Annotated in this window: 16 protein-coding genes; 7 read left to right on the forward strand and 9 right to left on the reverse strand. The window is 35.3% G+C overall.

Features of this window, described 5'->3' with window-relative positions; genetic code table 11:
- Positions 1–8 precede the first annotated feature (8 nt).
- Complete coding sequence (locus HHU08_RS21060; RefSeq protein ID WP_169189237.1) at positions 9–1,715, forward strand: adenine deaminase C-terminal domain-containing protein; 1,707 nt, start codon at positions 9–11, stop codon at positions 1,713–1,715.
- Between the two features lie 166 nt (positions 1,716–1,881).
- On the opposite strand, the gene HHU08_RS21065 is transcribed toward HHU08_RS21060, so the two are convergent.
- Positions 1,882–2,355, reverse strand: coding sequence for a hypothetical protein (locus HHU08_RS21065; protein ID WP_169189238.1), 474 nt, complete (start codon positions 2,353–2,355; stop codon positions 1,882–1,884).
- A gap of 482 nt (positions 2,356–2,837) precedes the next feature.
- On the opposite strand from HHU08_RS21065, the gene HHU08_RS21070 reads away from it, so the two are divergent.
- Both HHU08_RS21070 and HHU08_RS21075 read left to right on the forward strand, forming a co-directional pair.
- Positions 2,838–3,473 (forward strand): hypothetical protein, encoded by a 636-nt coding sequence (locus HHU08_RS21070; RefSeq protein WP_169189239.1) that lies wholly within the window; start codon positions 2,838–2,840, stop codon positions 3,471–3,473.
- A 176-nt stretch (positions 3,474–3,649) separates the two neighbouring features.
- Complete coding sequence (locus HHU08_RS21075) at positions 3,650–4,516, forward strand: metal-dependent hydrolase (RefSeq protein ID WP_169189240.1); 867 nt, start codon at positions 3,650–3,652, stop codon at positions 4,514–4,516.
- 267 nt (positions 4,517–4,783) lie between these two features.
- On the opposite strand, the gene HHU08_RS21080 is transcribed toward HHU08_RS21075, so the two are convergent.
- Positions 4,784–4,957, reverse strand: a complete 174-nt coding sequence (locus HHU08_RS21080; RefSeq protein WP_169189241.1) for a pilus assembly protein N-terminal domain-containing protein — start codon at positions 4,955–4,957, stop codon at positions 4,784–4,786.
- A gap of 205 nt (positions 4,958–5,162) precedes the next feature.
- A complete protein-coding gene (locus HHU08_RS21085) occupies positions 5,163–5,822 on the reverse strand; it encodes a DUF2264 domain-containing protein (protein WP_205835669.1) in 660 nt (219 codons plus the stop codon).
- Between the two features lie 95 nt (positions 5,823–5,917).
- On the opposite strand from HHU08_RS21085, the gene HHU08_RS21090 reads away from it, so the two are divergent.
- A complete protein-coding gene (locus HHU08_RS21090) occupies positions 5,918–6,454 on the forward strand; it encodes a MurR/RpiR family transcriptional regulator (RefSeq protein ID WP_169189242.1) in 537 nt (178 codons plus the stop codon).
- 181 nt (positions 6,455–6,635) lie between these two features.
- On the opposite strand, the gene HHU08_RS21095 is transcribed toward HHU08_RS21090, so the two are convergent.
- A complete protein-coding gene (locus HHU08_RS21095) occupies positions 6,636–7,508 on the reverse strand; it encodes an iron-hydroxamate ABC transporter substrate-binding protein (RefSeq protein WP_169189243.1) in 873 nt (290 codons plus the stop codon).
- 123 nt (positions 7,509–7,631) lie between these two features.
- On the opposite strand from HHU08_RS21095, the gene HHU08_RS21100 reads away from it, so the two are divergent.
- From HHU08_RS21100 to HHU08_RS21110, 3 genes are all read left to right on the forward strand, one after another.
- Complete coding sequence (locus HHU08_RS21100; RefSeq protein WP_118977697.1) at positions 7,632–8,975, forward strand: IS1380 family transposase; 1,344 nt, start codon at positions 7,632–7,634, stop codon at positions 8,973–8,975.
- Between the two features lie 433 nt (positions 8,976–9,408).
- Positions 9,409–10,446, forward strand: a complete 1,038-nt coding sequence (locus tag HHU08_RS21105) for a FecCD family ABC transporter permease (RefSeq protein ID WP_169189244.1) — start codon at positions 9,409–9,411, stop codon at positions 10,444–10,446.
- The gene (locus HHU08_RS21110; RefSeq protein WP_169189245.1) at positions 10,446–11,462 is read left to right on the forward strand and encodes a FecCD family ABC transporter permease; all 1,017 of its coding nucleotides are present in this window, start codon (positions 10,446–10,448) and stop codon (positions 11,460–11,462) included. The genes HHU08_RS21105 and HHU08_RS21110 overlap by 1 nt, the downstream gene beginning before the upstream one ends.
- Before the next feature lie 150 nt (positions 11,463–11,612).
- On the opposite strand, the gene HHU08_RS21115 is transcribed toward HHU08_RS21110, so the two are convergent.
- The 5 genes from HHU08_RS21115 to HHU08_RS21135 all read right to left on the reverse strand — a co-directional run bounded on the left by HHU08_RS21115 (position 11,613) and on the right by HHU08_RS21135 (position 16,243).
- Positions 11,613–12,335, reverse strand: coding sequence for a LytR/AlgR family response regulator transcription factor (locus HHU08_RS21115; protein ID WP_169189246.1), 723 nt, complete (start codon positions 12,333–12,335; stop codon positions 11,613–11,615).
- Between the two features lie 547 nt (positions 12,336–12,882).
- Positions 12,883–13,599 (reverse strand): EAL domain-containing protein, encoded by a 717-nt coding sequence (locus HHU08_RS21120; RefSeq protein WP_169189247.1) that lies wholly within the window; start codon positions 13,597–13,599, stop codon positions 12,883–12,885.
- A gap of 244 nt (positions 13,600–13,843) precedes the next feature.
- Positions 13,844–14,569, reverse strand: coding sequence for a LytR/AlgR family response regulator transcription factor (locus tag HHU08_RS21125; protein WP_169189248.1), 726 nt, complete (start codon positions 14,567–14,569; stop codon positions 13,844–13,846).
- 409 nt (positions 14,570–14,978) lie between these two features.
- Positions 14,979–15,542, reverse strand: a complete 564-nt coding sequence (locus tag HHU08_RS21130; RefSeq protein WP_169189249.1) for a TetR/AcrR family transcriptional regulator — start codon at positions 15,540–15,542, stop codon at positions 14,979–14,981.
- 2 nt (positions 15,543–15,544) lie between these two features.
- Positions 15,545–16,243: an MBL fold metallo-hydrolase gene (locus HHU08_RS21135; RefSeq protein ID WP_169189250.1), complete on the reverse strand. Its 699-nt coding sequence runs from the start codon at positions 16,241–16,243 to the stop codon at positions 15,545–15,547.
- Positions 16,244–16,350 lie beyond the last annotated feature (107 nt).

The raw sequence follows: 16,350 nt of genomic DNA on the forward strand, positions 1-16,350 counted from the left end.
GGGTTTTCATGCAAGTTGATACACTCGTTTTAAACGGAACAGTATTCAATAGTTATTTTAAACAATTTAGAAAAGAAAATATTGCCATCAAGGATGGTAAGTTCTTTTATATCGGAAAAAAGGGGCAAGAATTTTTCCAAGCAAGGGAGATTGTTGATGCTGCTGAAAAATACATTGTACCAGGCTTAATTGATATTCATCTGCATATCGAAAGTACAATGGTAACACCTGCAACATTTTCCTACGGATTAATAAAAAATGGGGTAACAACGATCATTCCGGAACCCCATGAAATGGCCAATGTATTTGGAATTTCTGGTGTGAAAGAAATGATAAAAGCAAGCAAAAATGAAGTGGTCGATATGTTTTACGGTATCCCAAGCTCTGTTCCTGCTACTTCAATGGAAACTACAGGTGGTTCCATTGATATAGAAGATATGGAAGAGTTGTTGCAGACAGAAACTATCAAATGTTTAGGCGAAATTATGAATTACTATGATGTTCTTACAAAGCCTGATTGCAAAACCAATCAAATTCTAGATTTTGTTCGCGAAAACTATCCTGAACTAATCATTGAAGGTCATGTTCCTAAATTGTTAGATGTGGAATTACAAGGCCTAGCATTCGCTGGCGTTGGTTCTGACCATACTCACCAAACAGTTGAGGGCATGAAGGAAAGAATTGGAATTGGGATGTTTTTAGAAATTCAAGAGAAATCGATGACACCAGAAGTAATCGAGTATCTCATCGAAAATCCAGTAAAAGAACATTTCTGCTTTGTTACGGATGATGTTATGGCTGATTCCTTTCAAAAAAGGGGTCATTTAAATGTATTACTGAAGAAAGCTATTTCGATGGGACTGTCTATTGAGGATGCCATTTATGCTTGCACCTATACTCCTGCTCAACGAATGAGAATGTATGATAGAGGGGTCATTGCACCAAGTAAAATCGCTGATTTTGTGGTAGTCAGTAATATAGCGGACTTTTCCATTGATGCTGTGTATAAAGATGGCGAAAAGGTGTTTGATAAAAAACTACCATATGTGCAGAGCGCCCGTTCTAAACAATTTCCTGCCTCTTTCTATGAAAGTGTAAAACTCTCACCACTTCATGAAGAAGATTTTGAAGTGCGTATAGACACAGATAAGAATAGTGTAACCGTTCGTACCATTCATGTGCAAAATGGCTCTACTTTTACAGAAGAAAGACAAGATACACTGGCTGTGAAGGCGGGTAAATTGCAATGGATGGATAGCTCTTATTGTTTAGTGAAAACATTTGAACGTTACGGAAAAAATCAAAATAAAGCCCATGGCCTAATTGGTGGAGACATTCTAAAGAGAGGGGCTGTCGCAACCACCTATTCCCATGATAATCACAACTTATTAGTTGTAGGGAAAAATAAAGAAGACATGCAACTCGCTGCAAATGAAGTCATCAAAAACCAAGGCGGTATATGCTGTGTGCATAATGGAGAGATCCTTTCCATGGTGTCACTACCAGTTGGAGGCATTCTTTCTGAAGAACCTTTAGCAGTCATTGCTTCTCAAGTAGAAAAGTTAACAGATGCTTTAAAGTCATTAGGGTATGAACATTACAACGTAATCATGTCTTTAAGTACCCTTTCCTTGCCTGTAAGTCCCGCCCTAAAGATAACAGACTATGGGTTGATTGCAGTGAACGAAGGCAAAGTCGTTTCATTCGAAGTTTGAGAGAGATAAAAGGGCGTTCTTGTGATGAGAGTCAGTTGGATTTCGATTGAATTTTGATAGCTTAAAATTGATTGGGCTTCTAAAAAGACTTGTATACAGCTTTTTAGAAGCCACATTTTGCAATTAATAATATGGATACAATAGCACTAATCTCATGAAAATAAATTTATACTTCTTGCGATTTTTTATCAAAAAATAAATTTAGATCTGTTTTATCTGTATCTTCTGCTAAGGCATTATGTATACTATCCTGTAATAATTGCATCTTTTGTTTTTCAAAAAAAGGAACACTAATAACATTGGTTGTCCCTGATTTTTCAATTGTAAGTATAGTTTGTATACCATTCCCAACAATCCCTACACCTATTAGGAGTATAATCAATCCAAAAATACTGGAACTTAAAGAACCTAATCCTATAAAAAATATAATTAGTCCTAAAAGAATGCGTTTAATATGATATTTTGATGATAAAATAGCCCCAGAAATATTTTTTAAAGGAATGCTTTGTTGGTCTTTACCTGCTGGAATAAATCCTAATATTGTGTTTGATAGATTTGTTTTCACAAACCTACTATCGACTTCTACTTTTCCCTTAATCCAAAAGAATAATAAATTCATCGAAAATACTACTTCTCTCATTTCCCCATCTCCTCTTATTAAATTTTTTCAACAATAGTACAATATTACCATAAAATAAAATGAACGGTATACCTTTTATTGGAACAATAGTTAATTATACCTATATATTTCGACTCATTTCCTTTTTCTTAAGAGAAACCGTTTCTGCTATGAGGTGTAATGAATGTGAGCACTAAAAAAAGTCTTTTTTTCGAAAGAAATGAAGAGCAAGCCTATTTAAAAATAAAAATAAGATTTGTTTGGAAAGGCGCCCGCTCGACTCCGATGGGAGCTGCGAGAAAATTCGAAATAGCCCCAGAAAGCATGGCAATCGTCTCGGAAATCCATTACAATATCCCATTTTAATACTATGCTATTTTTAATCGTCAATTTATGCCGTATTTTAGTAGTCTCGAACCGTCCCTATGTTTCCCTCCAATAAATTGCTATAATGAAAGTAAAGTTAAATATTACTTAAATTAACATGTATTGGTGATGATTTTATGAACAGAATACTATGGGCTACTTTTATTTTTATTGTATTATTTTTAGGATTAGCAATAATGAGTGCAATGGAAGTATTAAATCAACCAGCTATCAATGGGATTTTTTCGATTCTACTTTCTGTCTTTATTATGTTTCTTTTAGATAGCTTCTTACAACTTCTTTCTAATAGTGAAACAAGATGGAAAAAGAAACATTATAAAAACCTTTTAGAATGGGTTGATGATGGAGGAAATGGCGGCAGAAGACTAGAACAAAATCTCTTTAAAGACATCAAGCCAAAATATAATCTTGTGGATAACCTTGAGCTTATAAAAGAGGCCTTTACTAAAATCGATAAGGAGAAAAGAGAGCTTTTACTAGCCTATTTTAGGGCACAAAGAAATACAGTCTCCCTTCCCGCCACAATTATGGCTATTTTTTCTACTCTATTCGCTGGAGTCCTTTTGTATTTCATTCAAAATCCGAGGATATTCAGCATAGAAATTACAGTAAATGCTGAATTTGATTTCTTTGTACAACTATTCACATGGATTTTCTTTTTCATCATTGTGATGTATCACCTTGTAAAGATGAATAAAAGAACATCCACCAAAAACGAACTATATATTGAAATATTAGAGAAAATAAAGTGAAACTTCCATCAGTGGGGGTTTTCCTTCATCCCACTGATGGTTAGTTGAACCAATCGGACCTTTACGGACAGTTGATCTCCCACCTATCTCCCTCTTATTCTCATGAGCTTGAGGAGGGAGTTTTACTGTCAAAGTGGGATAAAGTAAAGATTATTCGTTGCAAGAGCGGGGGAAATATGGATACTATTACACATACCTTATTTGGAGTCGGAATCTATCAAAGTGTCAATAAAGAAAAAATGAATAAGAAACAAAAATATGCCCTTCTTATTACATCCATAGGTGCCAGTCAAATCCCTGATATTGATGTTATATCACAGCTTTGGGATACTACTGGTCAATATCAGATGTGGCATAGAGGAATTACGCACTCTATTTTTCTAGCTCCTCTATGGGCATTATTCTTTTACATTATCAATCGTTTGGTATTTAAAACAAAGGGAATTCAATCCTATTTCATTGCACTTCTTGCAGTATTTATCCACAATACTAGTGATGTGTTTAATGCATGGGGAACAGGTTATCTCGAACCATTTTCATCTGTTCGATTAACTTTCGGTACGGTTCCTATCGTTGATTTAGTGATATGGTTCATCTTTTTATTAACATTTATCGGATCCAAGCTTTATCCTAAAGTAAAAACACATGTATTGTTCCGTATTGGCTGGGTGCTAATTGTGCTTCATATTGCTATTCAATCTATACAAGGCTCTATTTTATACAAAAATTATAAGACGGATTATCAGGATCTTGCACTATCCGCCAGCTTTGTCCCTTGGCATTTTACCGTTATTGGCAAAAATGACAATACAATTGATATTATTAATGATTCGCTTCTAACAAAGGCTGATTTCGTGGAGCGAATTACTTCTAGCAATGAGGCAGATCTTAATCTGTTATTTGCAGAAAATCCTGCTGCAGCTACTCTTTATAAATGGTCACCCTTTGTTGTAGTTGTAGATGATAATAATAGAATTGGCATATATGATCCACGATTTTACCGCAATGGTGACTCCTTTTTAGGGGAATATTGGGATAAGTAGCATGATACTATGTTTTTTATCTTTTTTCTTTCATGGAAACCATCGTATTTCTATTTAAATAAGAACAATAAAGCAAACGTCCAACAGTGGGGATGACTGCCCATTAAAAGTGGGATAAAAATGGCCAATCAGTGAGATTACTACTTCCTCGCTGATTGGCCATTCTAGCAATCGAGCTTTATAAAAAGCCTTTACGAAATAACTTCGTATTTTATAAGATTTATTCCAAAATTATTTTTTATTGTAAAATGAACAGCAATGTACCATTCATTTCGTCACCCTAACAACGATTGTATCCGTTTTTGCATTTTTCGTAGTTACAACCACACTTGTCGTACCAATCTTCTTCGCCAATAATAATCTTTCTTGGTTAATAGAGGCAACCGATTCATTTTTTGTAGATATTCTATAGTAAAGATATTTAAATTTTCTTTTCGGCAATTAGTAAATCCGTTAAGGTCATTCAATGCTTCAAGTAGAACATGTAAGAAATTACACATTCCTGATAAAACCTTATGGAACACGTTTTATAGGGAGCTAAAAAACTCCCTATAAAACGTGACTTATATCAGTAATTTATTTATCCAATTTAACAAATAATTTTTTATTACCTACAGTAACTCTGTTTACATTCTAGATGGAAATTCTAGATACTATGATCAATGGCAATTTCTTCCCCTTGCCATATTTTTTTACTACTCCAGTCTGTATCCTTCTCTTTCCAAAAAGCAGCATTTTCAGAAATCCCCAATGGTAGAAATACTGCTAAACAAAGGTATAAACTTCCAATTCCAATATAGGATTCAGCTAAAGCAGGTTGATGTCCACATACCCCAGGCAAGAGCCACCCTTTTTCATCAAACGTCCCAGCTGCACGAATTCCCTTTTCAACCACAGCTGTTAAACCACATCTTACTTGAGCAGGCGTGACATTAGTAGGTAAGGAATCTTGCAGCGCTGCTTGAGCCAAAGCTTGAAATGCTCCAAATCGATATGTACTGGAACGACCAATCACAGGATAAGTTCCATCCGGTCCAATCAATCTTTCTTGAATAGCGGCATAACGGATAAACCGGGGTACCATAATTAGCAACGCAACCATTGAGAGGGCAAAAATTTGAATGCTTTTTGGAATAAAGCGCTTTAAAATTTTCTCTAAGTGAGAATAAACATAAATGGCAACAATTGCCGGAATTACTGTTCCAGAATAAGTCATTAAAACTGTCGGAATGCCAAGAAAATCAACAGTAGTTCCATTTTCCGTTACAAGTCCTACAAAGTTAGGCTCTAATAAAGAAATTTGCACGCTCTATCGGATTTGATGACTACTTTGACTTAAAAGATGCAGCGCCTTTTATTGAGAACCGATATCAAAATGATTTAAATTATATCTCTAATATCTTGTCTTCTATTGAAAAATCAGGGACAGAAAGCTACTTTGATGCCATCATAAAAGATATTGAAGCATACAAAAAGCAAATTGATTTAGAAGCTATTGACAGACTAGCAAGGGATATCCTTCATTTCAAAAATGTTGCTTCATTTGGCTTATTATTCTCAGAATCAGCGGCCTTTGATCTACAATATAAATTAGCTTATAATGGGAAATTTATTGTAACCTTTCAAAGCGATATTAAACAAGAGGAATACATTGCAGAAGCAGAAGAGGATACGCTAATCATTATTTTTTCTAATTCAGGAAACTTCTTAGAAAAACAGCAACTTCGGGCAGGAACACCTAAGAAAAATGTATTTAAAAACACAAAAGCAAAAATCGTCGTCATCTCCTCCAATCCAAAGGTAAATGACTACGATTTTGTTGCCGATTCCATTCTCTTCCCACATCAAACAGATATCCAAACCCACTCCTTTATCTATCAAATCGTAATGGACATGCTCGTTTCAAGATTTCGATATTATAGAAGAAGGGAATCATAGGAACGGTTCTTGTGAGGACAATTCATGGAGTTTTATTTGTTTAAACTAAAATTCCTAGAAAAAATAAAACGCCAAGAAAAAGTATTCATCCCTTTTTCTTGGCGTTTATAATTTAGAGAAATGTCCTCAGTAGAACCGTTCCCCTGCTTTCCTCCACTACAAAATCAAAGAGTATATACTCTTATTTCACTAAACTTTCCACAACGTCGTCAATGATTTGTGTGTTAGCGATTGGACCGGAGTATAGCCAGCTTGAGTCTGGGCTGTATTCGTAAATATTTCCGTTTTTCACGGCCGGAATATTGGACCATAAGGAATCTTTTAATACTTCTGCTCCTTCTCCATCACTGTTAATTAGGAAAAGATGATCTGCATCAAGTTGTGCTAATTTTTCTAATGAGATCGCTGACCAGTTACCTGTTGCTGTAGCAGAAATTTCTTTTACAACTTCTGGTACTTTCAACCCTAAATCTCCATATAATACCGCACCGCTTGATACATTTTCTCCTACAATAAATAATTGATTGGATACAAGCCAGATTGCTGCTGCTGATTCATCCTTAATGGATTCTTGAATTTTCCCTTTTGCTTCTTCTGCTTTTTTATCATAGTCAGCTAGTACTTTTTCTGCTTCCTCTTTTTTCCCTACTACATCCCCTATTGTTTGTAATCTAGTACGCCAGTCATTATTATTTTCTTTGGCAACTACATATGTTGGAGCAATCTTCGCATATTGATCATATTTCGCCCCTTCTACTACTGAAGCTGAAGACATTAATACTAAATCAGGAGTAAAGCTAGATACTGCTTCGTATGGCAATGCAGAATCAATAGTTGGAACATCCTTTAAATATTCTTGAAGGTAATCTTGCACTCCTTTTCCTTCTTGAATGGACCATTGTGCAACTGGAGTAACTCCTAAGGCTACTAAGTCATCTTCTAGATAAGAACCAATAACACTTTTAGGCTCTGCTGGAACTGTTACTTCATTTCCGATTGCATCTGTTACTGTACGATCCTTCGCTTTCGGAAGATCCGTTCTCTTTATTTCCATTATCTTCCTTACTATTATTATCCTGAGTCCGTGACGTAATTAATAATAAATGTGCCCACAAATCCTGATATAATAATGTTATCAGCTGATTTATGTTGATAATTTTATTTCACCAGGCAGGTGTTGAAATTGGTTAAGTTTATTTTAGAAGATTCCGATGATACATTAACGACCCATTCGGGTCTAGGTTTAATAGGTTTGCTTTTATCAAAAACAAAATTTTACAAACGTTTTTCATCCTTAAAGGTCCCAGAAATCAAGTCGTCTCCGGCCATTCTTAATGGGGATGTTACCACTTCTTATGTGGGTCTATTGTGCCAAGGTAAGAATGATTTCGACCATATCGAAGAATTTCGAGATGATCCCTTCTTTTATCGTGCATTGGATATTCAAGTGGTTCCATCAAGTCCCACACTACGGCAACGACTCGATCAAATTGCCAAGGTGACTGGATGGAAATCCATTGTTCTGGAAGAATCGGCTAAACTAATACGGCAATTTGATTCTCCTGTCACTCCAACAATTACTAGTGACAAAAAATCATACGTACCTCTGGATATTGATGTATCGCCATTTGATAACTCAAATACTAAGAAAGAAGGGGTTAGTCGCACATACAAAGGATGTGACGGGTATTCCCCTAACTTCTCCTATTTGGGTCAAGAAGGCTACGTTGTAAATGTGGAACTTCGGGAGGGAAGCACACACGTTCAAAAGGATACTGAGAAATTTCTCGAGAAAAGTATTATATATTCTCGGATGATTACTGATCTATCGTTATTGGTCCGTATGGATGCAGGAAACGATAGTGTCGAAAACCTAAAAGTTTGTGTGAATGAAAAGGCCGATTTCATAATTAAACGAAATCCTCGCCGTGAAAAGCCTGAAAACTGGCTCATGGTAGCTGAACAATTCGGTAAATGCGTTCAGGAGCGAGAAGGAAAACGTGTATTCTATGGTGCTTTAGAAACAACTCCAAAGGGAATGAAAAAAGCCATTCGCCAAGTCTATAAAGTAACAGAAAGAACGATTGATAAAAACGGCCAAATCCTCTTAATCCCAGATGTTGAGTTTGAGAGCTATTGGACTACCCTACCTAATGAAACAGAGGAAATAATTAGCCTTTATCACGAACATGCCACTTGTGAACAATTCCACAGTGAATTAAAAACGGATTTAGACCTAGAACGTTTCCCTTCTGGGAAATTTGCCACCAATGAATTAATCTTACATCTTGGATGTTTAACCTACAATCTCCTTCGGATTATTGGCCAAGAAAGCCTGAAATCAGGGGATGCGCCGCTTAAAAGAAAGGTCTTCCGTCGCCGAGTAAAAACGGTTATCCAGAATTTGATTACATTAGCTGCAAAATTGGTAAAGCATTCCCGAAGAATTTACTTAAAGTTTGGAAATCATAGTCCTTGGTTTCCTACTTTTAAACGACTGTATCTTTCATTTACAACATAAGCCTAGGAAACTGAATAGGTAATAAGACCTGAAAAAAATTATAGGTAAGCAGGTTTTATTTAGTGTACACAAAAAACAATCAATCCAACTTAAATTAGTACGAATGGCAAGAAAATAAGGAATTCCTAAAATTATCGGAAGAATTATTTTTTATCACGGATTCAGGATTATTTCCACATGCTGCTAACACTGTGAAGACAAGTAATAAGCATGTAAATAATACAAACTTCACTTTACGGTTGTTCATTATGTATCCTCCTAATATGATATAACTAGATTATAAATGATAACGATTATCACTTTCAATATAAATATCGATTTTCAACTAATTTTATAGTAGAATTAATTAAAAAGTTTACCACCGTTATTTATTATTCGACAATTTACATATTATTATTATCTTTATTTTACCTAATTGGAAAGTGGGTTCTTCATGAGTAAAAGTCATTCTATAGAAAGTGAAAAAGCAACGGTATTTCGACCAAAAGCAGCAACTTTAGTTATTATTATTGGACTCATCTTGCTGTTTTTTTCTATTTGCATGTCCATCATACTAGGTGTCGCTGACATTAACTTCTCAACTGTTTTGCAAGGGATTTTTCATTATGATAGTACTTCAACCGCTCATCAAATCGTTTATCGTTTACGTTTGCCGAGAGCGCTTGCGGCAGCCTTTATCGGAGCAAGTCTTGCTGTTTCAGGTGCGATAATGCAAGGGATGACGAGAAATGCACTTGCTTCTCCCTCTATAATGGGTGTAACATCTGGCGCTATGTTTACTGTATCTATTGCATTTGCTTTTATGCCTTTTGTTTCAAACATGACGATTATGTTATTTGCTTTCATTGGCGCAGGTTTAGGTTCGGCTTTAGTGTTTTTAATCGGTGCTCTCTCCAAAAGGGGATTAACACCAATGAAATTAGCCCTTGCCGGTACTGCTATTAGTGCACTTCTTGGTTCAATTTCAACTGGCATCGCCCTTCGCTTTGATGTTGCAAAGGATATTAGCTTTTGGTATGCAGGGGGAGTCGCAGGCGTACAATGGATTAATGTTCAATTACTTATTCCCATAGCAATTTTAGGATTAATTCTTGCTTTTTTCATTAGCAAATCCATTACGATTTTAAGTTTAGGGGAGGACGTTGCTGCAGGTTTAGGGCAAAAAGTTGGTTTTGTGAAACTATTGGGTACCGTTGTTGTTTTACTTTTAACTGGAGCTGCAGTTGCAGTCGGTGGAACAATAGGCTTTGTAGGGCTTGTTGTTCCTCACATCGTTCGTTTTATTGTAGGATCGGATTATCGTTTAATTATTCCTTGTTCGGCAGTTGTAGGTGCTCTTTTATTAGTGCTGTCAGATGTAATTGCACGTTTAGTTCACCCTCCTTTTGAGACACCATTAGGAGCAATAACTGCTATAATTGGGGTTCCTTTCTTTCTTTATTTAGCACGTCGCGAAGGGAGAGGTCTATAATGCTTTCTTCAAATTCAACTAATAGGAAATTATATATCATTAGCGCTATTCTAATTGGGACAATTATTTTTGTATTTTTTCTTAGTTTAAATATGGGAACCATAAAAATTAGCCCAATAGAAGTTATAGAAACTTTTACTGGCAAAGGCTCCACTCAAAATTTTAATATTTTATATAATTTTAGACTCCCACGAACAGTCATTGCCATTTTAATAGGAATTGGAATGGCTATTGCCGGGGCAATTTTACAAGGTATTTCCAGAAATAGTTTAGCGGATCCAGGGATTATTGGTATCAATTCAGGTGCTGGCTTCGCAGTTATTCTTTATATCTTCTTTATTCAAGGAAGCTCTTTTCAAGCTGGTCCCTTATCTGTTTATATCATGCCATTTTTTGCACTGGCTGGAGCATTAGTTGCAGCCGCCTTAATATACATAATCGCATGGAAAGATGGGGTTACACCTGTCCGCTTAGTATTGGTTGGTATCGGAATTAATTCTGCTTTTGGTGCTTTAATCATCATTTTTCAATTGATGATGGATCCTCGTGATTTTACCCAAGCAACTATTTGGCTATCAGGGAGTATCTGGAGTGCAAGCTGGTGTTATGTTCTTGCCCTTTTACCTTGGATCCTTATTCTAGTTCCAATTGCAATGAGTAAGTTTCAATCAATTAATCTATTGCAGTTAGGAGATAACCTCGCAAAAGGACTCGGTGTTTCCATTGAAAGAGAACGAGGAATACTTTTACTCATTGCTGTCGGACTTTCAGGAGCTTGTGTTTCTGTCGGCGGAGGAATCTCCTTTTTAGGACTTCTTGCCCCACATTTAGCAAGAATGCTTGTCGGTCCAAAACATCAGCGACTCCTACCAGTAGCAGCACTAATAGGAGCCCTTCTGCTCTTAACATTAGATATAGTCGCAAAAAGTCTAATAGTTGGCTCAGAAATACCAGTCGGCCTTGTTTTATCCTGTTTAGGAGCACCATATTTTATCTATCTTCTTATTAAGGAATAAGGGAAGCAGAGGGGCGGTTCTTTTTGTTCGAATTCGGGGCTGGTTCTTGTGAGGACTATTTCGTTATTACAAGAGCCTCGATGTGTAAAAAAGCAGAAAAACAGCCCTCAATAAGACCGTCCCTCGACTCTTCTTTCCTTTCAAATAATCTTATCGAATAAGCAGCGAATGAACTTCTCGAATTTTTAATTTTGAAATGTTTGCGCTTTTATCTGTTCCTTCGAAGTAAGCCAAATAAGATTCACCGAATAATTCAATTCGAGTGATTCTCTTTAGGTTTACAAGGAAGGAACGGTGGGTACGATAAAAATACCAAGGTAATCGATCAACAAAAGATAGAAAAGCCTCCGTTGTTTCATAAGATGACTTTACAGTGTGAATGATTGTCTTTCGAGCTATTATCTCTATGTATAGTATATCTTCTATTCGCAAATAGAAAAAACGATTGCTTAACTTAATTAGAATTCTCTTGTCTTTTCCGTTCTGAGTAGTTCTTTTAATTATGGAATGTGATTCTTTTATTTTATATAAAAGGGATAGCAGTCGTGATTCCTCAATAGGCTTGAATAAATAACCAATTGCTGAATAATTGAATGCTTCTATTGCCAACTTCTTTTCCCTTCCTATTAAAATCAACTCAAAAGCGGGAAGATAATCCTTATACGCGCTATTAAAAATAGTGGAATGGATAGAGGGTAAATCATAGTCAACAATAATAATATTGGGTCTTTCCAGATAAATTAATTCTAATAATTCTTCACCAGTCTTTGCTTCACCTATTATCTTAAAACTAGAATGTATAGCAATAGATTCTTGTAAAAAAGAACTTATATGTGAATCTACTTCAGCTACCGCTATCGTTAGCGTTTCCATTCTTTCTCCTTTCTATATAAGACTACACCTGATGATCCATTTGATTATCTCCCATTTCATCTGGGTAATGATTGTATAGTTAAGGAGTCCTAAATGCTAACTAAAGTAACCAAAAAGTTTAACATAACCATCTATTCCTTTTACTAGCAACAAGGTTTTCGTCCCATACTCCCTCATATATCTCTAAGTCTTTAAGTAAAATATAACTACTTTCTTATAAAATTCCAATGGCATTTTGAACTATTCTCTCGGGTCTTCCATCCTAGCTATACAAAAATAGCTGCCCTCAAATGTTTGAATCGCATGTTAGAAAGCGAAATCTAAACAAAGTGTTACGACAGCTTTTTCTATAAAGAAAACTTCCCTCAGTGGAGGTTAGTTGCACTTATCGGACCTTTACGGGCAGTTTAGCTTCCTCGATTTTCTGCAGCTTGCGGTTGGGTTTTGCTGCTCGTTAAGAGTGAGATAAAACAATATTATACCCATTACTCTCTTTATTAAATAGGAGTAGAAGAAGAAAAAAGATGGACCTTTCATTATAATCAGCTTATACTAACATTTCTGGTTTCCCTAGCAGAAACCCTTGCCCAAAAGGAACCTTAAGTGCTTTTGTCATAGCTAAATCTGTCTCTTCTTCAATTCCCTCAAGGATAACTTTCATCTTTTCATCTGCAAAGTCCATTAGTAAATGAACTATTTTTTGTTTTTCGGGAGAAAAGGCTAAATTATTAGAAAAATAGCGATCAAGTTTAAGATAGTCTGGAGACACCTCCATGATATTTTGAAAGTTAGCGACCCCTTTTCCAAAATCATCTAATGCAATCTGAAACTGGTTTTCCTTTAAAAACTGGAGTTTTTCTTTAAATAGTGGTAAATCCCATAATTCACTATCTAGCACGGTTTCATTTAATTCGAAAATAATCTTGCCTTTCATAGCAGGAAAATTTTCTACTAATGATAATATAAACGATTCAAATAATTCATCTAATAGAGTCGATGGAAATATATTGATAAATAGTGGCTTCTTCCTTCTTGCTGAGAGTGTCTGGTAGTGTTCAATCGTATCGTTGATAAGAAAGGTATCTAATTTAGATAAATAATTCTCTTTTCTTGCATTAGCAAAAAAAGTTTCTAACGGTAAGTCTGGATCATCAGAAATACGCAACAATGATTCATATCCAATTATTTTCCATTCTTTTATATTCCAAATAGGCTGGTATACATGATAAAAATTTTGGCTTTTTAATCTTTTTATTATATCCACTTAGGGTATCCTCCAAAATAAACTAAAAGTCCTGATTCTCTCCATTTGACCTAATCATACAAGTAAATGTACCGAAATTGTCATTAATTGTCTATTCGATATACCGCCATTGAGACGTATTTTCAGTCATTTACGAATGAAAAGCATACATTTTAAACAGAACTTGATACATTTCAGAGCTTCTACAAAATGTTCCACATTTCGACATATTTATTTCTAACTAACAGATAAAAAAGAACTACTTTTATAAAAACATCAATACCCTTTTCTTGACCTCATCAATTTTCAGCTTGGATATTTTCGCTTGTCTATTAACTCCATTAAAGGAAGCAATATATGTTTCCTTATATGGACTAATTTCCGTGACTTTTTCTAGATTGATAATATAGGAGCGATGTGACAGACAAAATGAGCCATTCAATTGATGCAATAACTCTCCGATATTTTCTCGTGTTTCAAATACATCCCTAGTTGTATAGATAACACATTTCTTATCTATCTTCTCAATAAAATATATTTCTTCTTTTTTAATATAGTACATGCCCTTACTATATTTAACTGGCAAATTATTGATAGAGTGGAATGCCTGATTCTCTTTTTGCTTTTTTATTATTTGTTTTGCTTTTATAATCGATTTTGATAAGCGAAAATTCCTAATTGGTTTCATTAGATAATCTATTGCTTCTAATTCTAATGCAGTTAGTGCATACTCTTCAGAATCCGCAATAAAGATAAAGTTAACATCCTTACATAATTTATAACACTGTTGCATTACTTCCAATCCATCCTTGAATGGCAGATTTACCTCAGTAATAATTAAATCTGGCTTGAACTTGATAAATTTATCTAGTAAGTCCTTGCCATTATTACACTCATCAATAATTTCAATATCTGAATGTGCTTTTAGATAATGACGAATACAGGCATTTATTCGGTTGTCTTTATCAGCTATAATTGTCCTTATTGACATAGTTTACTCCTTTCCCTCCGCATCCACTACCTTATTTCTGTCTTGTTCTTTAAAAAATGACTAATGTTATCGATTAGCCGCTGTATATTTACTATTGCGAATATTATCGTTATTATTAATAGAGGATATTTCATTAATTAGTTAAGTGACTGAACTATTTTAACACGTTCTTTTTTTTTAAACCACATATATGTTTTCTCAGCAAATTTTTCTCCAAAAAAAAGAGCCACTACGAATAGTGACTCCAATAAAGTGAAACTTCCATCCGTAGGGGGTTTCCTTCCTCCCTACTGATGGTTAGTCGAACCAATCGGACCTTTACGGACAGTTGATCTCCCACCAATCTTCCTCGTATACTCATAAGCTTGAGGGCGGAGTCTTACTGTCCGTTAAGGGTGGGATAAACGATTTAATGCCTTTCTAAGCCTTCTATAAAGGTAGAAACTAAATAATAAAAACTTTCATTCACATCTATCGGCATCCCAAACCCATTATGGTTTTCTATGGATGCAAAGCCATGGAGAATGCTTCTTAAGCCACGAATAGCATGAATGGTATCTTCCCTGCTTAAATTGTAAGGGCTTAATACTTCTGTCAACAATGCAATTATTTGATTGGCAGCAGCGGTAATTTCTGTCCCTTTCTTTGAAGTGGATTCGATAGTTAACTCATATAATCCTGGCTGCTCTCTAGCAAAGGTTAAGTAAGCAATACTTAACGGATGAATCGCCACTTCTTTTTTGACCTGGGAAACTGCTTGTTTCAGTACTTGATAGAGGTTTTCGAGAGCTCGTAATGTGAGTAGATTCATAATATCGGGTAGTCCGCTAATATGATTATAAAGAGAAGGAGATTTAACTCGAAGTCGCTTCGCCAAGTTAGCCATCGTTACTTCCTTTATCCCTTCTGTATTGGCAATCTCTATTGCTGATGTAATAATATCTTGGGTTGTTATCCCTGCTCGTGGTGACATAGTTATCCCCTTTCTCTTTCAAGTAATGATTCAATGGATAGATGAGCATTTTCAAGTAAGTTTCCATGCCCAGTGGCAAGAAGACTTATATTAAGAGGAAGTATTTTTTTTGCACTCTTTATCGCTTCTGCTTTATTCCAAGTAGCCATTGCTGGAAATGGAAAAAAAGCTCTAAATTGACCGCTAACAGCGAGGCCTCCTCTTGTTTGAAAAGCATCTCCAACAATCAAACTATTATCTCGCTTATCAAGAAATCCAAAACTCCCAGGTGTATGACCTGGTAAAGCAATGCACAACAGAGAACCAATTTGTTCACCATCTTTTATTAAAACGTCTGGTTTTGTTTGAATATTTTTTGGTAGGCCACCTTTTAAAACAAATGGCTCCTCTTCCTTATCAATGGTATGATCCCCACTCAATATTCGAGCATCTCTTACCGATATATATACCTTTGCGTTCGGTAGTCTCTCTTTTAAAGCATCCAATGATCCAATATGATCACCATGGGCATGGCTTAAAATAATTTTCGTAATTGGCTTTTTTCTTTCTTCCGCAAACGCTAGAATTTTTTTATAGCTAAAAGGTAAAGCAGCATCAATTAATGTTAATTCTTCTCCTTCTTCAATCAGATAACAGTTTACTGGAAAAATCATTGGCAGAAATGTTAACTGATATAAATAATTACGTTGGATTATTCTCAATAGATTAACCTCCTCAACAAAACTAATGGTATTAGTTTTTATTTTAACTAATACCATTAGTTTTAGCAAGAAATAACTTTTAAAACAAAAAAATACTCCTTATCAAG

It is taken from the genome of Niallia alba (genome assembly GCF_012933555.1).
GTDB classification, from domain to species: Bacteria; Bacillota; Bacilli; order Bacillales; family Cytobacillaceae; genus Niallia; species Niallia alba.